13 protein-coding genes and 1 pseudogene are annotated in these 15,675 nt (G+C 71.6%); 8 read left to right on the forward strand and 6 right to left on the reverse strand.

Annotated elements, in window-relative coordinates; genetic code table 11:
* Both ABD844_RS26280 and ABD844_RS26285 read right to left on the reverse strand, forming a co-directional pair.
* The coding region (locus ABD844_RS26280) for an FtsX-like permease family protein (protein ID WP_344883326.1) at nt 1–2,663 on the reverse strand (2,663 nt) is incomplete at its 3' end.
* Complete coding sequence (locus ABD844_RS26285) at nt 2,660–3,334, reverse strand: ABC transporter ATP-binding protein (protein ID WP_344883329.1); 675 nt, start codon at nt 3,332–3,334, stop codon at nt 2,660–2,662. The genes ABD844_RS26280 and ABD844_RS26285, both read right to left, overlap by 4 nt.
* Nucleotides 3,335–3,442: 108 nt before the next feature.
* Here ABD844_RS26285 and ABD844_RS26290 point away from each other — a divergent pair, with 108 nt between their 5' ends.
* Nucleotides 3,443–4,033 carry a PadR family transcriptional regulator gene (locus ABD844_RS26290; protein WP_344883332.1) on the forward strand — a complete coding sequence of 197 codons (591 nt, stop codon included), beginning with the start codon at nt 3,443–3,445 and terminating at the stop codon, nt 4,031–4,033.
* Nucleotides 4,034–4,096: 63 nt separating this feature from the next.
* Here the strand turns inward: ABD844_RS26290 and ABD844_RS26295 are convergent, their stop codons facing one another.
* Together ABD844_RS26295 and ABD844_RS26300 are read right to left on the reverse strand one after the other, a co-directional pair.
* Complete coding sequence (locus ABD844_RS26295) at nt 4,097–5,266, reverse strand: MFS transporter (RefSeq protein ID WP_344883335.1); 1,170 nt, start codon at nt 5,264–5,266, stop codon at nt 4,097–4,099.
* A gap of 17 nt (nt 5,267–5,283) precedes the next feature.
* The gene (locus tag ABD844_RS26300) at nt 5,284–5,733 is read right to left on the reverse strand and encodes a carboxymuconolactone decarboxylase family protein (protein WP_344883338.1); all 450 of its coding nucleotides are present in this window, start codon (nt 5,731–5,733) and stop codon (nt 5,284–5,286) included.
* A gap of 46 nt (nt 5,734–5,779) precedes the next feature.
* Between ABD844_RS26300 and pdxR the strand changes: the two genes are divergently transcribed.
* From pdxR to ABD844_RS26335, 7 genes are all read left to right on the forward strand, one after another.
* Nucleotides 5,780–7,234 carry a MocR-like pyridoxine biosynthesis transcription factor PdxR gene (gene pdxR, locus ABD844_RS26305; protein ID WP_344883342.1) on the forward strand — a complete coding sequence of 485 codons (1,455 nt, stop codon included), beginning with the start codon at nt 5,780–5,782 and terminating at the stop codon, nt 7,232–7,234.
* Nucleotides 7,235–7,366: 132 nt separating this feature from the next.
* A complete protein-coding gene (locus ABD844_RS26310) occupies nt 7,367–8,170 on the forward strand; it encodes an SAM-dependent methyltransferase (RefSeq protein WP_344883344.1) in 804 nt (267 codons plus the stop codon).
* 122 nt (nt 8,171–8,292) lie between these two features.
* Nucleotides 8,293–9,660 carry an aspartyl protease family protein gene (locus tag ABD844_RS26315; protein ID WP_344883347.1) on the forward strand — a complete coding sequence of 456 codons (1,368 nt, stop codon included), beginning with the start codon at nt 8,293–8,295 and terminating at the stop codon, nt 9,658–9,660.
* Between the two features lie 235 nt (nt 9,661–9,895).
* Entirely contained in the window at nt 9,896–10,774 is an 879-nt protein-coding gene (locus ABD844_RS26320; protein ID WP_344883350.1) for a dioxygenase family protein, read from the forward strand.
* A 2-nt stretch (nt 10,775–10,776) separates the two neighbouring features.
* Nucleotides 10,777–11,310 (forward strand): carboxymuconolactone decarboxylase family protein, encoded by a 534-nt coding sequence (locus ABD844_RS26325; RefSeq protein ID WP_344883354.1) that lies wholly within the window; start codon nt 10,777–10,779, stop codon nt 11,308–11,310.
* Entirely contained in the window at nt 11,307–11,840 is a 534-nt protein-coding gene (locus tag ABD844_RS26330; protein WP_344883357.1) for a carboxymuconolactone decarboxylase family protein, read from the forward strand. Before ABD844_RS26325 ends, ABD844_RS26330 begins: the two co-directional genes overlap by 4 nt.
* A gap of 69 nt (nt 11,841–11,909) precedes the next feature.
* Nucleotides 11,910–12,887, forward strand: a complete 978-nt coding sequence (locus ABD844_RS26335) for a quinone oxidoreductase family protein (RefSeq protein WP_344883360.1) — start codon at nt 11,910–11,912, stop codon at nt 12,885–12,887.
* Nucleotides 12,888–12,958: 71 nt separating this feature from the next.
* On the opposite strand, the gene ABD844_RS26340 is transcribed toward ABD844_RS26335, so the two are convergent.
* Complete coding sequence (locus ABD844_RS26340) at nt 12,959–14,884, reverse strand: calcineurin-like phosphoesterase C-terminal domain-containing protein (RefSeq protein ID WP_425568654.1); 1,926 nt, start codon at nt 14,882–14,884, stop codon at nt 12,959–12,961.
* 221 nt (nt 14,885–15,105) lie between these two features.
* A pseudogene (locus ABD844_RS26345) lies at nt 15,106–15,675 on the reverse strand (ABC transporter permease); the annotation flags it as partial.

Below are 15,675 nucleotides of genomic sequence, written 5' to 3' on the forward strand. Positions count from 1 at the left end.
GCCACGCCCGGCAGCCCGCCCGCCAGCGCGGCCGCTCCCGCGAGCCCGGCGACGGCCCCCGCCAGCCCGACGAGCAGCCCGATGCCCGCGCCCTCCGACAGCACCAGGCGCAGCACCGTACGGGCCCGCCAGCCGGTGGCGCGCAGGGTGGCCAGCTCCGCGTCCCGCTCGCGTACGCCCAGGTAGAGGACGTCGGCCACGGCCAGCGCGCCGAGCGCGAACATGATCGCGATCGCCACGTAGTCCGCGGGCCTGGCCTGGACCACGATCGCGTCGCCGAGCAGGGAGCCGATGACCCGGCCGTGGAAGCCGTAGGTGACCGCGAGCAGCACGGTGAGCGCGAACACGCACACCATGAGCGTGCTCGCGCCGAGCAACGTCCGGCCCGGCACCCTGACCAGTTGCGCGAGGGCCAGCCCCGTGACGCCGCGCGGGGAGGCGGCCCGGCGCGGTGGCCGGGCCCCTGCGCGTACCGCCGCCATGGGAGGTACGGCCGAGGCCCGCCAGGCCGGCACCGCCCCCGCCGCGAGCGCCAGCACCAGCGCGGCGGGCACGGCCAGCAGCGCGCGGGGCAGCGACACCTCCAGCCCGGACCACGAGGACAGCGGGACGGCGAGCGCGGCCGACAGCAGCCCGGCGACCAGCCCGACCGCGCCCACCTCCCACAGCACCGACCCGAACACCCGCCTCCTGCCCCACCCGAGACAGGACAGCACGCCCAGCTCCGAGCGCCGGGTGCGGACCATGGCGGAGGCGGCGTTCAGCACGAACATCGCGCACACGGCCAGGATCAGCACGAACAGGACGACGGACTTGCGGTCGGCCTCGTCCAGGATGCGGTACGCGGCGCCCTTGCCGACCCAGCCCTCCTGGAGGGTGAGCGCCGGGCGGCCGTGCGAGCCGGCGGGCAGCGCGACGGTGACCGGTGTGGGGGAGGCGCCCATCGTGATGTCCACCTCCAGGCCGGTGGCGGCCACGATCTCGCGGGCGACCTGCGTGATGCGTTCCCTGCTGACCGGGTCGGGCCCGGTCACACCGGCCACCCGGATCCTGACCACGCTCAGCGGCGCTCCGGCGAGGTCGCCGTCGCGGTCCCGCCGTACGATCTTGTCCAGGCCGCCGAGGTCGGTCAGCAGGAGCGGCGGCGCCTGGAGGTAGCCGGCCACGTTGTCGGTGGGCAGCAGGTCCTTTCCGCCCAGCAACTCGCCGGTACGCCCGTCCGCCGCGGTCACGGCCGGCGGATGGTACGTCTCCATCGGCACCTGCGCCAGCTCGGAGAAGCCGGGCAGCCGCGTGGCGTCGAACCGTCCCATGAGCTTGAACATCAGCGGGCCGCCGAGTCCGTCCTCGCCACTCAGGCCGGTGGCCAGCCGGTGCACGGTCAGCTCGCGGAACTGGGCGTCGGCCGCGCCGACGGGGGCGCCGCCCGGCCATTCGTCGTCCTGCCAGACCTTCGGGTCGTTGGTCACCTGTTTGGGGGCCAGGGCGCCGTTCGCGTCGCGTTCGTAGGTGACGGGACCCGCGGTCCAGTAGCGGGTGAGCGGCGCGAACATGCCCGACTGGAGCCCGCTGCCCTGGTCGGTCCAGGTGTCGAGGAGGTCCTCGTAGAACGCCTGCGGCTGCACGGTCACCTTCTTCACCGGTGTGCCCCGCTGCCCGTCCAGGTAGTCGCGTACCTTGGCGGCGGACGCGCCGCCCGCGACCAGCTCGGCCGCGGCGGTGGGCAGCCGGTTGACGACGACCTCTTCGCGCTGGTCCATGAGCGGCCGGGTGGTGGCCAGCAGCGGCACGTCCCATTTGGTCAGCCCGGCCCCGGTCCCGAGGTACGAGCCCGACACCACGGCCTGGTCCAGGCCCGCGAGCCGGGCCTCGGCCACCGGGTCGACGGCGGCGAGCAGGAGTGGGAAGTCCTGGGTGAGGTCCACCACGGCCTCGCCCTTCTTGGCGCCGCCCTTGCCCCACGGCAGGGGCGCCCCCTCTCCTCTGCCGTCGCGGGTGGACCAGGCGTCGGCGGTCGGGCCGGGGTCGGCAGTGTTGTCGGCAGTGTTGTCGGCAGGGTCGTCTTTCTCACGCCAGGTCAGTGAGTCGCCCAGGGTGACCTCCTTGCCGGAGGGCAGGCGTTCCGTGGTGAGGTCGAGCTTCTCGCCGCCGTCCTCCATGGTGAAGGTCAGGGGGCGGCGGGTGACGTACTGGTAGTGGGGCGCGCCCTCGATCCTGGTGAGGCCGCGGTCGGCCACACGGGTACGGTCCACGCGCAGCATCGTCCGCTCGCCGTCGGCCAGCGTCTCGGTGACCGGCACCTGTACGGTGCCGCTGCCGGTGAAGTAGCCGACCATGCCGATCGGCGCGGCCACCTCGATGCCGTCGAGCCGTTTGACCGCGGCGAGCTGGTCGAGCGTGATGCCGCCGTGGATGCCGGACAGGTAGTTGGCCCTGACCAGGCCGGTCGAGCGTTCGAGGGCGGTGGTCGAGCCCTTGGGCCGGACGAGGATGTCGTACTGGGCCCGGTAGTTGTCTTTGACCGTGCCGGTGATCTCCAGGCGCTGCGTCTCGGCGGTGCCGGTCAGCACGCTGAACCCGGTCGCGGCCACCACGATGCCGAGCAGCAGCACCAGGGCGCGCCCCGCGCGGTGCCTGAGCTGGGCGCGGACGAGCCGGATCATCCGAGCCTGCCGATGCGGTCGAGCACGTCGGAGGCGGGCGCCACGACGTCGTCGCCCACCACCCGGCCGTCGGCGAGCCGTACCAGCCGGCCGCAGGTGGCGGCCAGCTCGGGGTTGTGGGTGGCGATGAGCATGGTCATGCCGTAGCGCTCGCGCAGGCCGAACAGCAGGTCCACGATCTCCTGGCCGGTGGCACTGTCGAGGTTGCCGGTGGGCTCGTCGGCCAGCAGCAGCGGCGGCCGGGCGATCAGCGCGCGGGCGATGGCCACCCGCTGCTGCTGGCCCCCGGAGAGCTGCGACGGGAGCGCGCGTTCCCGGCCCGCCAGCCCGACCGCCTCCAGCAGCTCACGCCCCCGCGCCTGCCGGTCGAAGCCCACCCGGTACGGCAGCACCGGCGCCAGCACGTTGTCCAGCACGCTGAGCGCGGGCAGCAGGTGGAAGCGCTGGAACACGAACCCGGTCCGCCTGCGGTGCGCGTCGAGGCGGCGGCGGGGTAAGGGCGTGCCGTCGACGACGATCTCCCCGGAGTCGGGTAGGTCCATGCCGCCGATCAGTTGCAGCAGGGTGGACTTGCCCGCGCCGGAATGTCCCATCAGCGCGGTCGCGCCGCCCGCGGCGAACTCCAGGCTCACGTCGTCGAGCGCCTTGGCCGTCCCGTGGACACGGGTCACGCCCCGAAGGGTGATTGCTACTCCCATGCCCGCCTACATTGTCACAATGTAGGAGCGATCTCTACCGATACATTGCGACAATCTAGGAAACCAGGAAATGATCTGACAATGCCGCTCAGTCACGCCGTCCTCGCCCTGCTCGCCGACGGCCCCAGCCACGGGTACGAGCTGAAGAGCCGCTTCGAGGCGGCCATCGGCCCCCAGTGGGGCGGGCTCAACATCGGCCACCTGTACCAGATCCTCGACCGCCTGGTCAGGGACGGGCACGTGGTCCGCAGCCACGTCGCCCAGCGCGACCGGCCGGACAAGACGCTCTACCAGCTCACCCGAGCCGGCGCGACGGAGCTGACCGGGTGGGCCACCGCGCCGCACGTGCGTACGGGCGGCTTCAGGGACGAACTGTTCCTCAAGCTGCTGGCCGCCACCCGGCTGGGGCGCGACACGCTGGACGCGTTCACGGCGGCGCAGCGGCAGGCGTACCTGTCGGACCTGGCCGGGCTGGCCGCGCTGCGGCGGCAGGCCGAGCCCGACCCGCTGGTGGGGCTGCTGATGGACGCGGCCGTCGCGCACCTCAAGGCGGACCTCCAGGTCGTCGAGAGCGCCGAACGCCGCCTGGCCGCGATCGCAGAAGAGGCCGTGGCGCCGTCGGTGGCGCCGGAGGCCACCGAGCCGGGCGCGGACCAGGAACGGACCGGCTGACCCGGCCGGGCCGCCGCTCGGGGCGCGCCGGGCGGCGGCGTCGACCTGCGATGGGGGCGCGCCTCACCCCTCGGCGCGGGGCGCGCCGCGGACCACGACCAGAGCCAGGAGGGCGAGGACGGCGCCGATCCAGAGCACGCTCGTGGTGCCGATGCCGTCGACAGCGAGGCCGCCGGCGAACGCGCCGAACGCGATGGCCAGGTTGAACGTGGAGACGTACAGCGAGGAGGCCGCCTCTCCGGCGTCGGGCGCGGCGTCGAGGATCCAGGTCTGGAACGTGACCGGCACCGCGCCGTAGCCCAGACCCCACAGCACCAGGACGGCGCCCGCGGCGACGGCGCTGTCGCCGACGAGCGCGAAGACCACCATGGCGGCGGGGAGGACTACGGCGATGCCCACGACGGTCTGACGCAACCGCCTGGCGACGAGCGCCCCCGCGATGAAGTTGCCGCAGATGCCGGCGACGCCGAAGGCCAGCAGCAGCGCGCCGATCAGGCCGTCGCCGACGCCGTCGTCCTGGAGGATCGGCCGGACGAACGTGTAGGCCAGGAAGTGACCGGTGATCACGAGGAACGTGACGGCGATCCCGGCGCGTACGCCCGCGTTGCCCCTGAAGACCTTCGGCAGGTCCGCGAACGTGATGCTCTGCTCCGCCGGCACCTTCGGCATCAGGAAGAGCATGCAGGCCAGCGAGGTCAGCCCGAGAATCCCCACGACGGCGAACGCGGTGCGCCAGCCGCTGAGGTCACCGATGAACGTCCCCGTGGGCACCCCCAGGACGGACGCGGTCTCGACGCCGCCGAAGATGACCGCGGTGGCGCGCGGGACGTGCTGCTCCGGCACCAGCCGCAGCGCTATGCCGCCCGCGATGGACCAGAAGCCGCCGACGCTGACGCCGATCAGGAACCGGGCGACCAGGACGACGGCGAAGCCGGTCGCGAAGGCGGAGGCCAGGTTGGCCGCGCCCATCAGGCCGATCAACAGCGCCAGCACGACGCGCCGGTCGACGCGACCGGTGGCCACGGTGACCAGCGGCGCGGTGACGGCCGCGACCAGGCCGGGCACGGTCACCATGAGCCCGGCGGTGCCCTCGGAGACGTCCAGGTCGGAGCCGACCGGGGTGAGCAGGCCAACGGGCAGCAGTTCGGAGGTCATCAGGGAGAAGATGCCCAGGGTCACCGCGAGGACGGCGAGCCAGCCCTTGACGGGCGAACGGCTTGCGCCCGCGGGCACCGGTCTGTGGACGGTGGTCACGCGCCGGGCGTCTTGCGGGTGGTGACGTTCATCCGGTTCCACGCGTTGGCGGTGAAGACGAGCGCGATGAGCTGGGCCAGCTCCTTGCCCTCGAAGTGCCGCGCGGCCTCGTCGTAGACCCGGTCCGGCACGCCCTGGGGCAGCAGGGTGACGGCCTCGGCCAGCGCCAGGGCGGCCCGCTCCCGCTCGGTGAACAGGCTCGACTCCTCCCAGGCGGAAAGCTGGTATATGCGTTCCTCGGTCTCACCGGCCTTGCGGGCGTCGATGGTGTGGTAGTCGATGCAGTAGGCACAGCGGTTCACCTGGGCGATCCGGATCTGCACCAGCTCCAGCAGGACCGGGTCGAGCCCCTCCCTGGCGGCGGCGTCAAGAGACAGGACGGCCTTGAAGACCTTGGGGGCGACAGTGGCGAAGTTCATGCGCTGAGGCACCTGGAACGTTGTCATGCCCCGACCCTAGAAACCGAAGCGACCCAAGATATGGTGCATTTCGATGGCAGAAATCTGGGTCAATCCCCCGGAGCCCGACGCCGCGCGAGCCGAGCCGGGCCAGGCCGCGGGGGCGGATCTCCACCTGGAGCTGTCCGGCGAGGGAAGCCTGCGGAGTCAGCTCATGCACGCGCTGCGGGAGGCCATCCGCTCCGGCCGGCTCGCCCCCGGCACCCGGCTGCCGCCCTACCGCACCCTCGCGCACGATCTGGGCATCGCCCGCAACACCGCCGCCGACGCCTACGCCGAACTCGTCGAGGAGGGCTGGCTCTCGGCTCGCCAGGGCTCCGGCACCCGGGTCGCCCGGCGGGCCACCCCGCTCCCTCCTGACCGGTCGCGCCGCCCGCAACGCCCGGTCCGCCGCCGCGTCCAGCACGACCTGATGCCCAGCTCGCCCGACGCGGCCACGTTCCCACGGGCCGCCTGGCTCACCTCCGCGCGCCGGGCCGTCGCCGCGGCCCCCAACGACGCCTTCGGCGTGGGCGACCCGCGCGGCAGGGCGGAGCTTCGCGAGACGCTCGCGGAGTACCTGGCGCGCGCCAGGGGCGTGCGTGCCGAGCCGGATCGGATCGTGATCTGCTCCGGGTTCGCGCACGGGCTGACGCTGCTGGGTGACGTGCTCGACGGGCCGGTCGCGGTGGAGTCGTACGGGCTGGAGTTCCACCGGGGCCTGCTCGAGGAGGCGGGCCTGCGTACGGTGCCGCTGACGGTCGACTCCCGCGGGGCCAGGATCGACGAGTTGCCGGGCACCGGTGCCGAGGCCGTCCTGCTCACGCCCGCGCACCAGTTCCCCACCGGTGGCCCACTGTACCCGGAGCGCCGCGCGGCGGTCATCGACTGGGCCCGCTCGCGCGGCGGACTGCTCGTCGAGGACGACTACGACGGCGAGTTCCGCTACGACCGGCAGCCGGTCGGCGCGGTGCAGGGCCTCGACCCCGACCGGGTCGTCTACCTCGGCTCCACCAGCAAGAGCCTGTCGCCGGCGCTGCGGCTGGGCTGGATGGTGCTGCCGGGGCGGCTCGTCGACGACATCGTCGCGGCCAAGGGGCCGAGGGAGCTGTGGTCGGGCGTGCTCGACCAACTCTCCCTGGCCGACTTCATCGCCCGCGGTGCCTACGACCGGCACCTGCGCCGCATGCGGCAGCACTACCGGCGCCGCCGCGACCTGCTGGTGGGCACGCTGGCCCAGCGCGCCCCGCACATCGAGGTCAGCGGCATCGCGGCGGGGCTGCACGCCGTACTCGAACTGCCGGAGCACACCGAGGACGCCACCCTGCGCGCGGCCAGGAGGCAGGGGCTGGCCCTCGACGGGCTGCGCCCCTACCGCCACCCCGACAGTACGATGCCGCCGCGCGACGGCCTCGTCATCGGCTACGGAACGCCACCGGACCACGCCTTCGCCGCGGCGCTGGACGCGTTGTGCCTGGCCCTGCCCGACCCACCGGAGCACGACGGGTGACGCGCCCCGCGCGGATGGCCTGTCGAATTGAAATCCTTTGGGCGAAAAGTCGCGATGAACCGCGATGGCGCCGAGTCGAGCACGTACGATCATTTGCGCGAAGCCCCAGCGTCTTCTCTCACAGAGAGCCCGATGATGAGCACCGATCGCTCCGACCTCGCCGCGAAGTTCAAGCCCGAGATCCCGCACGCCGCCCGGATCTGGAACTACTGGATGGGCGGCAAGGACAACTTCGCGGCCGACCGCGCCGCGGGCGACGCCGTGGCGAAGGTCTACCCGGAGATCGTCCAGATGGCCGTGCAGTCGCGCCGGTTCCTCACGCGGGCGGTGCGCCACCTCACCGCCGAGGCCGGGATCTCCCAGTTCCTCGACATCGGCACGGGGCTGCCCACGATGCAGAACACCCACGAGGTCGCCCAGTCGATCGACCCGTCCGCGCGCATCGTCTACGTCGACAACGACCCGCTGGTGCTCGTGCACGCCCGCGCGCTGCTCAAGAACACCTCGCCCGAGGGCACCACCGCCTACGTCGACGGCGACTACCACGATCCCGAGCGGATCGTCTCGGAGGCCCGCAAGGTCCTCGACTTCACCAAGCCGATCGCCGTGATGTTCATGGGCGTGCTCGGCTACGTGGAGGAGCTGCGGGTGATGCGCTCGATCATCGACCGGGTCGTACGGACCGTGCCGTCCGGCAGCTACCTGGTGTTGTGGGACGGTACGGCGACGGGCGAGGCGGTCGCCGAGGGCAGCGACAAGCTGGCGGAGACCGGAGCGGTCCCGTACTACCTGCGCTCGCTGGAAGAGCTGACCAGTTGCTTCGAGGGGCTGAGCCTGGTGGGGCCGGGTCTGGCGCCGATCAGCCGGTGGGGGCTGGCGGGCGACGAGGAGGCGCCGTTCATCGACGCGTACGGGGGCGTGGCCCGCAAGCCGTGAGCACGCCGCGCGGATGTACGCCGCGCAGATTTACACCGCGCAAATTTACACCGAGCGGATAAACACCGAGGAAACATCGCTCCTGGTGTCATGGCTCCTCACCGGCCACAGAGGAGAGCATGATGAACAGCGAGAGATCCGCCGAAGGCATGCGTCGTCGACGGTTCCTGAAGCAGGCGGGCCTGGCCGCCGCGGCGGGCGCGGCGCTGCCACTGCTCGACGTCGGCGGCGCGGGCGCCCTCGCCGCCGCCGAGCCCACCTCTGGGCCCACCACTGGGCCCACCCCTGGGCCCACCGCCGACCCCGACCAGTTGTTCAAGGACGGCCGCTTCAAGGAGGCCGAGCTCGGCTACCGCCGCCGGTTGCGCGACAACGCCGACGACGCGCACGCCGCGGGGCAGATCGGCTACATCGCGCTGCTGTCCAACCGGTTCGCGGACGCGGAGAGGTTCCTGACGAAGGCCGCCGACCTGAAGCCTGACGACCAGTTCGTCCTCTACCAACTGGCGGACTGCTACGTACGTCAGGACCGGCTGACGGAGGCCGTGCCGTGGCTGCGCAGGCGCGGCACCGCCACCGACCTCGCCCACGCCACCCTGTACGAGCGCATCGAGGGCAAGCCCTGGCAGGTGCACGGGCCGCAGACCACCCGGATCCCGTTCCTCGGGCTCGACCCCCTGCCGCACATGGAGATCTCGATCAACGGGACGGCCCCGAAGATCTTCCAGCTCGACACCGGCGGCACCACGGCCGGCCTGACCATGGAGCTGGCCCGCGAGGCCGGCCTGAAGGTGGTGTCCACCAGTACGGGCAGCGCCGACGGGCAACGCTTCACCATGTACTACGGCATCGCAGAGTCGGTCCGCATCGGCGACCTGGAGGTGCGCAACGCGCCCGTCCACTGGAACGAGGCCATCCGGCCGCCCCTGCCCGACGGCTCCCAGGCGCAGGGCACGATCGGGACCGTGCACTTCTACCACTTCCTGACCACCATGGACTACGGCCACAAGCAGTTCGTGCTGCGCCGCAAGACCGAGGCCAACCTCCGCCGATTCCGCGCCGAGGCCGGGCGACTGCCCGGCGACGTGCTGCCGCTGTGGCTGGCGAAGGACCATTTCCCGCTCACCCTGGGCAGCCTCAACGACTACGGCCCCAGGGTTGCCACCTTCGACACCGGCGGGCCCGGCCGGGGCATGGGCACCTCGCTGGCGATGGCCGAGCGGGCCGGGATCCAGCTCGGCGCGCCCGAGGAGATCAACGGCAAGGTGCGCTACGCCATCTACCCGGAGCGGATCAGCCTCGGCAAGGCGACGAGGCGGCGCGTCAAGGGGTGGGCGGAGGAGAACCCCCGCGTCGACGACGACATGAGGTTCGACACCATCGCCAACTTCACGCACGACTTCTTCAAGCCGTTCGCCATCACCTTCGACTACGCCCACATGAACCTGTACATCACCGGCGACTCCATGACCCCCGACGCCGCCCGATGAAAATGACGTCTTTTTGAGTTTGCCCCGCGACTTTACGGAATAGGAGAGGAAAGCCGGAGACCGTTGGCAAAGGTGTGGCACCGCGCGATGAACCCATGTCCCGACCGGGGTACGTAAGTCGGTATAGCCCCATGGGGGATTGGTCCAGCAGACAAAGGCGTTGTCGCTTGGCTCGTTGGTCGAGATCCGCAGACTGCCCGGGGCAGGACTGGCCCTTGTCGGCAGGAGACATGCGATGTACCTCGACCTGACGGAGACCTCGATCACCGAGGCGGTGCAGCGGACTTTCGACGGTGCGGAGGACGAGCGTTTCAAGGAGTTGTTCGTCGGCCTGGTGCGGCATCTGCACGACTTCACCCGCGAGGTTCGGCTGACCGGTGACGAATGGTTCACGGCGCTCGACTTCCTCCGGCGGGTGGGCGACATCACCAGTCCGACGCGGCAGGAGTTCGTGCTGCTGTCCGACATTCTCGGCCTGAGCGTCCTCGTCGACCTGATCAACCACGAGGACGGGCCGTCGGTGACGGATTCGACGCTGCTCGGCCCCTTCTACGTCGAAGGCCGGCCGACGGCGGCGAACGGGTCGGACATCTCCGGCGAGGTCGAGGGGACTCCGCTGTTCGTGAACGGCAGGGTGCTCGACACGGAGGGAAATCCCGTGGCCGGGGCCCGGGTGGACACCTGGCACAGCGACGGGAACGGCTTCTACGACGTGCAGATGCAGGAGAAGCTGCACCACCACCTCGCCATGCGCGCCCTGCTGATCGCCGACGACGAGGGGCGGTTCTGGTATCGCTCGGTGGCCCCGCGCTACTACCCGGTCCCCACGGACGGGCCGTGCGGGGAGATCCTGCGGGCCGCGAACCGTTCCCCGATGCGCCCCGAGCACCTGCACTTCTGGCTGCACGCCGACGGCTTCGAGCCGCTGATCACCATGCTGGTCCGCAGTGACGACCCCTACCTGGAGTGCGACGCGGTCTTCGGGGTCAAACGGTCTCTCGTGGTGGACTTCGTGCACCACGAGGCGGGCGAGAGCGCCCCCGACGGCACCCGCATGGACGAGCCGTTCCAGACCGTGGAGTGGACGTTCGTGCTGGCCCGCAAGGAGAGCTGAGGATGTCACGCATCCCGCTGACTCCCGTCGAGTCCGTCACCCCCACCGCCCGCGACTTCATGCGCCGGCGCGGTGAGCTGAACGTCTTCCGCCTCCTGGCGGGCGCCCCGAAGGTGTTCGACGGCTGGACCACGATGGTCGACGCGCAGCTCGACAGCCATACCTTCAGCCCTCGGCTGCGCGAGCTGGTGATCCTGCGGATCGCCCACCTGCGGCACTGCGCGTACGAGATCGCCCAGCACACCGACCTGGCCAGGGACGCGGGGGTCAGCGACGCGGAGATCAGCGCGCTGAGCGTCGAGGGGCCCGTGCCCGGCCTCGCCGAGCCGGAGAGCACGGTGCTGGCCTTCGTCGGCGAGCTGTGCGTGACCGGCACCGTGACCCAGGCGACGTTCTCGGCGGCCCGAGCCGTGCTCGGGGAGGCCGCGCTGACCGAGCTGCTGCTCCTGGTCAGCCTGTACTACGGGCTGGCTCTCGTGCTGAACGCCGCCGAACCCGGCATCGACGACCACGTACGGTTGGTGACCCCCTCGTGACCCGGATCGCGTACTGCACCAGCATGTCCGACGAGGTCCGCGACATGGTCGCCGAGCGCGGCAACCTGAACGTCTACCGCGCGCTGGCCCACGCCGGCCCGCCCTTCGCCGGATGGCTGCTCGCCGGTCGCGCCGCCCTGACCAGCGAGGTCGTCCCCGTGCGGCTGCGTGAGCTGGTCATCGTGCGTGTCGGGCACCTGATGGGGTGCGCCTACGAGCTCGCCCAGCACACCCCGGTGGCCGAGAGGTCCGGCCTCGGCCCCCGGCAGCTCGACGCCCTGGCCGCCGACGGCCGGCTGACCGACGGCGGGTTCACGCCGACCGAGCTGACCATGCTGGAGATGACCACCGAACTGGTCACCACCGCGTCGGTGACGCCCGGCCTGCTGGACCGCGCACGCGAGCTGCTCGACGACGAGCAACTGCTGGAAGTGCTGATGATCATCAATCGGTGGAGCGGGCTGGCCCTGATGATCAACGCGCTCGACGTGGACATCGACACCGACCACCACTTCTCCCTGCCGCACTGACCAGCGCACCTCCAGCAGCGAGTCCCAGGGGGTTCCAGGGAGCTCCAGGGAGCGGAAAGGACGGCGAGCATGCGCGCGCTACGCTTCGAGCGGTTCGGCGGCCCCGAGGTGCTGTCCGTCGGCGAGGTCGCGGACCCGGTCGCCGCCGACGGCGTCGCGGTGGTCGCCGTGGAGGCGGCCTCGGTCAACCCCTCTGACGTGATGAACGTCTCGGGCAAGATGGAGGACACCACCCTGCCGCGCGTTCCCGGCCGCGACTTCGCCGGGGTCGTACTCGACGGACCCGACGAGTGGCTCGGCGCCGAGGTGTGGGGCACCGGGGGCGACCTCGGCTTCACCCTCGACGGCTCGCACGCGCAACGCCTGGCCCTGCCGGTCGGCGCGCTGGCCCGCAAACCCGAGGCCCTCGACTTCGCCGAGGCGGCGACCGTCGGCGTGAACTTCGTGGTCGGCTGGCTCGGCGCGATCGAGACCGCCGGGCTCGCCGCGGGCGAGACCATCGCCGTCTTCGGCGTCTCAGGGGGCGTGGGCGGGGCCGTCGCGCAGATCGCCCGCGCCGTCGGCGCCGCGCGCGTCGTGGGCGTCGACCGCCACGCCCCGGCCGACGACACCCCGGCGGCCGGGCTCATCGATGAGTTCGTACGCTTCGGCGACGACACCGACGTCGCCGCCGAACTGCGCCGTCTCACCGGCGGCCGGGGCGCCGACGTCGTCTACGACGCGGTCGGCGGCGTCACCACGCCGACCGCGCTGGCGTCGCTCGCCCAGCGTGGCCGCCTGGTCGTCATCAGCGCCGGTGGCACCTCCACCGTCGAGATCGACCTCACCGGCTTCTACCACCGCGAGGCGCGGATGCTGGGCGCGGACAGCAGGAAACTGGACGCCACCGCCTCCGCCGAGTACCTCGACCGGATCACCCCTCACTTCGAGAGCGGCGAGTTCCGGCCGCTGCCGATCAGGCAGACCTTCGACCTCGACCACGGCCAGGACGCCTACCGCGCCGTGGCGGAGCGGAAGGTACGCGGCAGGGTCGTCATCGAACCCTGACGGCGCGGGAAAGGCGGGAGCCCGCCCCCGCGGCCGGTCGGCCGAAGGAGCGGGCGGGGAGGGGAGGTGCGTTATCGCTGCTCGACGACGCGGAACCGCAGGGTGTCGGTGAACTGGCGACCGTAGGAGTCGGTCGCGGTCACCACCGCGCGGTGCTCGCCCTCGGACAGGTCGGCGGGCAGCTCGAACCGCCACAGGTGCATCGCCCGGTCCGCGACGCTGCCGCCGTTGACGAGCTGCTGGGCCACGGCGTGCGGGTCGGACCACTCGGGGCCGACGCGCTGCGCCTCACCGCGGAGCTCCTGGGTACGGACCGCCGGACGCGCCCGCTCGCCGTCGATCTTCACCTTGACGGTGGAGCCGGTGGCGCCCATCCAGAAGTTGGTGGTGAGCCAGGTGCGCCCGGCCAGGTCGGCGCGGGTCACCACGTTCGGGTCGCCCAGCTCCGGCGCCGCGCCCTCGGGGGTCTTGTTCCACGCCTGCCGGTCGACGTACCACTGACGGTAGGTGGGGCTGTTGACGCCGAGCTGCGTCTGCACCCGGTCGCTCTCGCCGGTCACCGTGTACCGCTCCTTGAACGAGCTGCCCTTGACGTCCAGGGTGAGCACGCCGGGACGGCCGCCGTCACGCCCGACCGCGACGGGGTAACCGTCCTCGGTGATCGCGCCGGAGTACCAGTCACCCGCGATCGCGCCCGCCGTGATGTGCGGGAACGGGAGCCGGTCGACGCCGAAGACGTCCTGCCAGCCCTTGACGCGGTCGCCGGTCTTCATGTTCTCGATCGAGTGGCTGTGCCCGGCGACGGCGACGGCCTTGCGGCCCTTGAGCAGGTCGTACACCTGACCGACCTGGTCCACCTGGTGGATCGGGCTGCTCTCGTCGGCGAAGTTCAGCAGCCCGATGTGGCTGGCGACCACCACGAGCTTGTTGCGGTCGACCTTGGCCAGGTCGCGCTCCAGCCAGGCGAGCTGGTGCTCGTCGAGCCGGCCGTTGTAGGCCGGACGGTTCGCCGGGTCGGCGCACTGCGGACGCCGCCCGTCGGCGTTGTCGACGTCGGGGGTGCACGGGTAGCGCACGGTGTTCAGCGCGACGACGTGCACGTTGCCGACGTCGTACGAGTAGTACGCGGGCGCGAGCTGGGCGCGGAAGGTGTCGAAGGAGTGCTCGGCGGTCTCGGCGTCGAAGTCGAGGTCGTGGTTGCCGGGCAGGAACCTGGCCGGCCCGTTGGTCAGGCCGGTGAGCCCCTTCACGTCGGGGTAGAGCGACAGGTCGTCGCCGACGACGTCACCGATGAACAGGGTGCCGCAGCCCTGGTAGTCGTTCCGCTTCGACAGGTCGCCGATCGCTCCCTTGCGGGCGTACTCGACCTCTTCCTTGTCGTACGTCTGCAGGTCGCCCGCGATCACGCAGTGCTGCTCCGACGACTGGGTGAGCGAGCTGCGCACGAGCGGGAAGTTCACCGCGGACGGGAGCGGCCCGGTCGGCGCGATGCCGCCGTAGCGCAGCGCGGGCGAGCCCTCGGGCAGGTGGTTGTAGTGGAACTGGGCGACGTTCGACTCGTCGACGGGCACCTGGTAGCCGGACGGCTGGGTGACGAACACCGTCATGTTGTCGTGGACGGGCAGCCGGTAGCCCCCACGGGAGTCGGTGGTGACGACGTCGCGGCCGTTCGACACCAGGACACCGCCGAGCCCGCGCTCGTTCCGGTCGCTCGCGCTGTCGCGGTCGTCGTCCACGAACACCCTGCCGGTCAGAACGGAGGGGTCGGCCGGGCCGTCCTGGGCACGGACGACCTCGACGCGGCCGCGGTAGGCGGTCTCGTTCCAGGCCCTGCCCGTCGCCGAGGTCGCCGAGAGGTTCGAGGTCGCTGAGGTGGTCGAGGTCGCCTGGGCGGCCGTGGCGGGGACGATGGTCACGGCCGAGCTGACGACCGCGAGGGCTGCCAGGGCCAAGGGGACACGGGGCTTGTTGCGGTCTCGGGATGAGGCACTCAACATGCGCACTGTTCTCCGATGCGTCGTCGGGGAAAGCACCGGCCGTTCCTGGGCCGGCGGGGCGATCTTTTACGACGCTCCTGAACAGCGACCCGTGAGCGAGAGAACGCCCACCATATGGAGGCCGACTCGCAGATGAGATCTCACCGTGCGGAGCACCTCCGGTCAGGGCCGTGGTAAGGACGTTTCATGGCCGTGGGTCCCCAGGACCGCCCGGACGACGGTCATGACAGGCGCCTCCTGATCCACCAGAACGACAGCCACGTGAGGGCCAGGGAGAGCAGGGCGTAGATCCCGGTCTCGATCCACTGGAAGGGCCAGAACCGGGCAAGGGGATGGTAGATGGCCTGCTGCCGGTAGCCGAGGCGGTTGATCTCGGCCATGCAGGGGTCTCCGCCCGCCGTGCTCGACGGCGCGCAGGGTCCCGACGTCGAGGAGACATTGACGGGGGCTCCGTCGCCGTTGGCGGCGGGAAGCGCGCGTCCGGACGGGTCGAGCAGGTGGCTGGACAGTACCCAGGCGCCCGCGTGACCGGGAACGGCCGACTCCAGGAAGATCCGCGGGGAGCCGCCCCCTTCGCGGGGGAGGCTCAGGCTGTCCACGTTCGCCCTCCCGAGCTCGTAGGTCGCGGTGATCGGGGGCATCAGGTAGGGACGGACCAGCAGCGGCACGGCCAGCTGGGCCGCGGCGAAGACGGCCAGGGTGAGGGCCATGGCGGGCAGCGTGCGGCGTATCAGCATGCCCATGGTCACGCCGAGGGCGAAGGCGAAGGCTGCGTATCCCATCGGGGCGAT

The organism is Nonomuraea antimicrobica (assembly GCF_039536965.1).
GTDB classification, from domain to species: domain Bacteria; phylum Actinomycetota; class Actinomycetes; order Streptosporangiales; family Streptosporangiaceae; genus Nonomuraea; species Nonomuraea antimicrobica.

Coding starts and splice junctions, on each gene's coding strand:
- ABD844_RS26315 (WP_344883347.1), top strand. CDS start 8,293: ATGAACAGCGAGAGATCCGCCGAAGGCATGCGTCGTCGACGGTTCCTG.
- pdxR (WP_344883342.1), top strand. CDS start 5,780: ATGGCAGAAATCTGGGTCAATCCCCCGGAGCCCGACGCCGCGCGAGCC.
- ABD844_RS26310 (WP_344883344.1), top strand. CDS start 7,367: ATGATGAGCACCGATCGCTCCGACCTCGCCGCGAAGTTCAAGCCCGAG.
- ABD844_RS26340 (WP_425568654.1), bottom strand. CDS start 14,884: ATGTTGAGTGCCTCATCCCGAGACCGCAACAAGCCCCGTGTCCCCTTG.
- ABD844_RS26320 (WP_344883350.1), top strand. CDS start 9,896: ATGTACCTCGACCTGACGGAGACCTCGATCACCGAGGCGGTGCAGCGG.
- ABD844_RS26290 (WP_344883332.1), top strand. CDS start 3,443: ATGCCGCTCAGTCACGCCGTCCTCGCCCTGCTCGCCGACGGCCCCAGC.
- ABD844_RS26300 (WP_344883338.1), bottom strand. CDS start 5,733: ATGACAACGTTCCAGGTGCCTCAGCGCATGAACTTCGCCACTGTCGCC.
- ABD844_RS26325 (WP_344883354.1), top strand. CDS start 10,777: ATGTCACGCATCCCGCTGACTCCCGTCGAGTCCGTCACCCCCACCGCC.
- ABD844_RS26335 (WP_344883360.1), top strand. CDS start 11,910: ATGCGCGCGCTACGCTTCGAGCGGTTCGGCGGCCCCGAGGTGCTGTCC.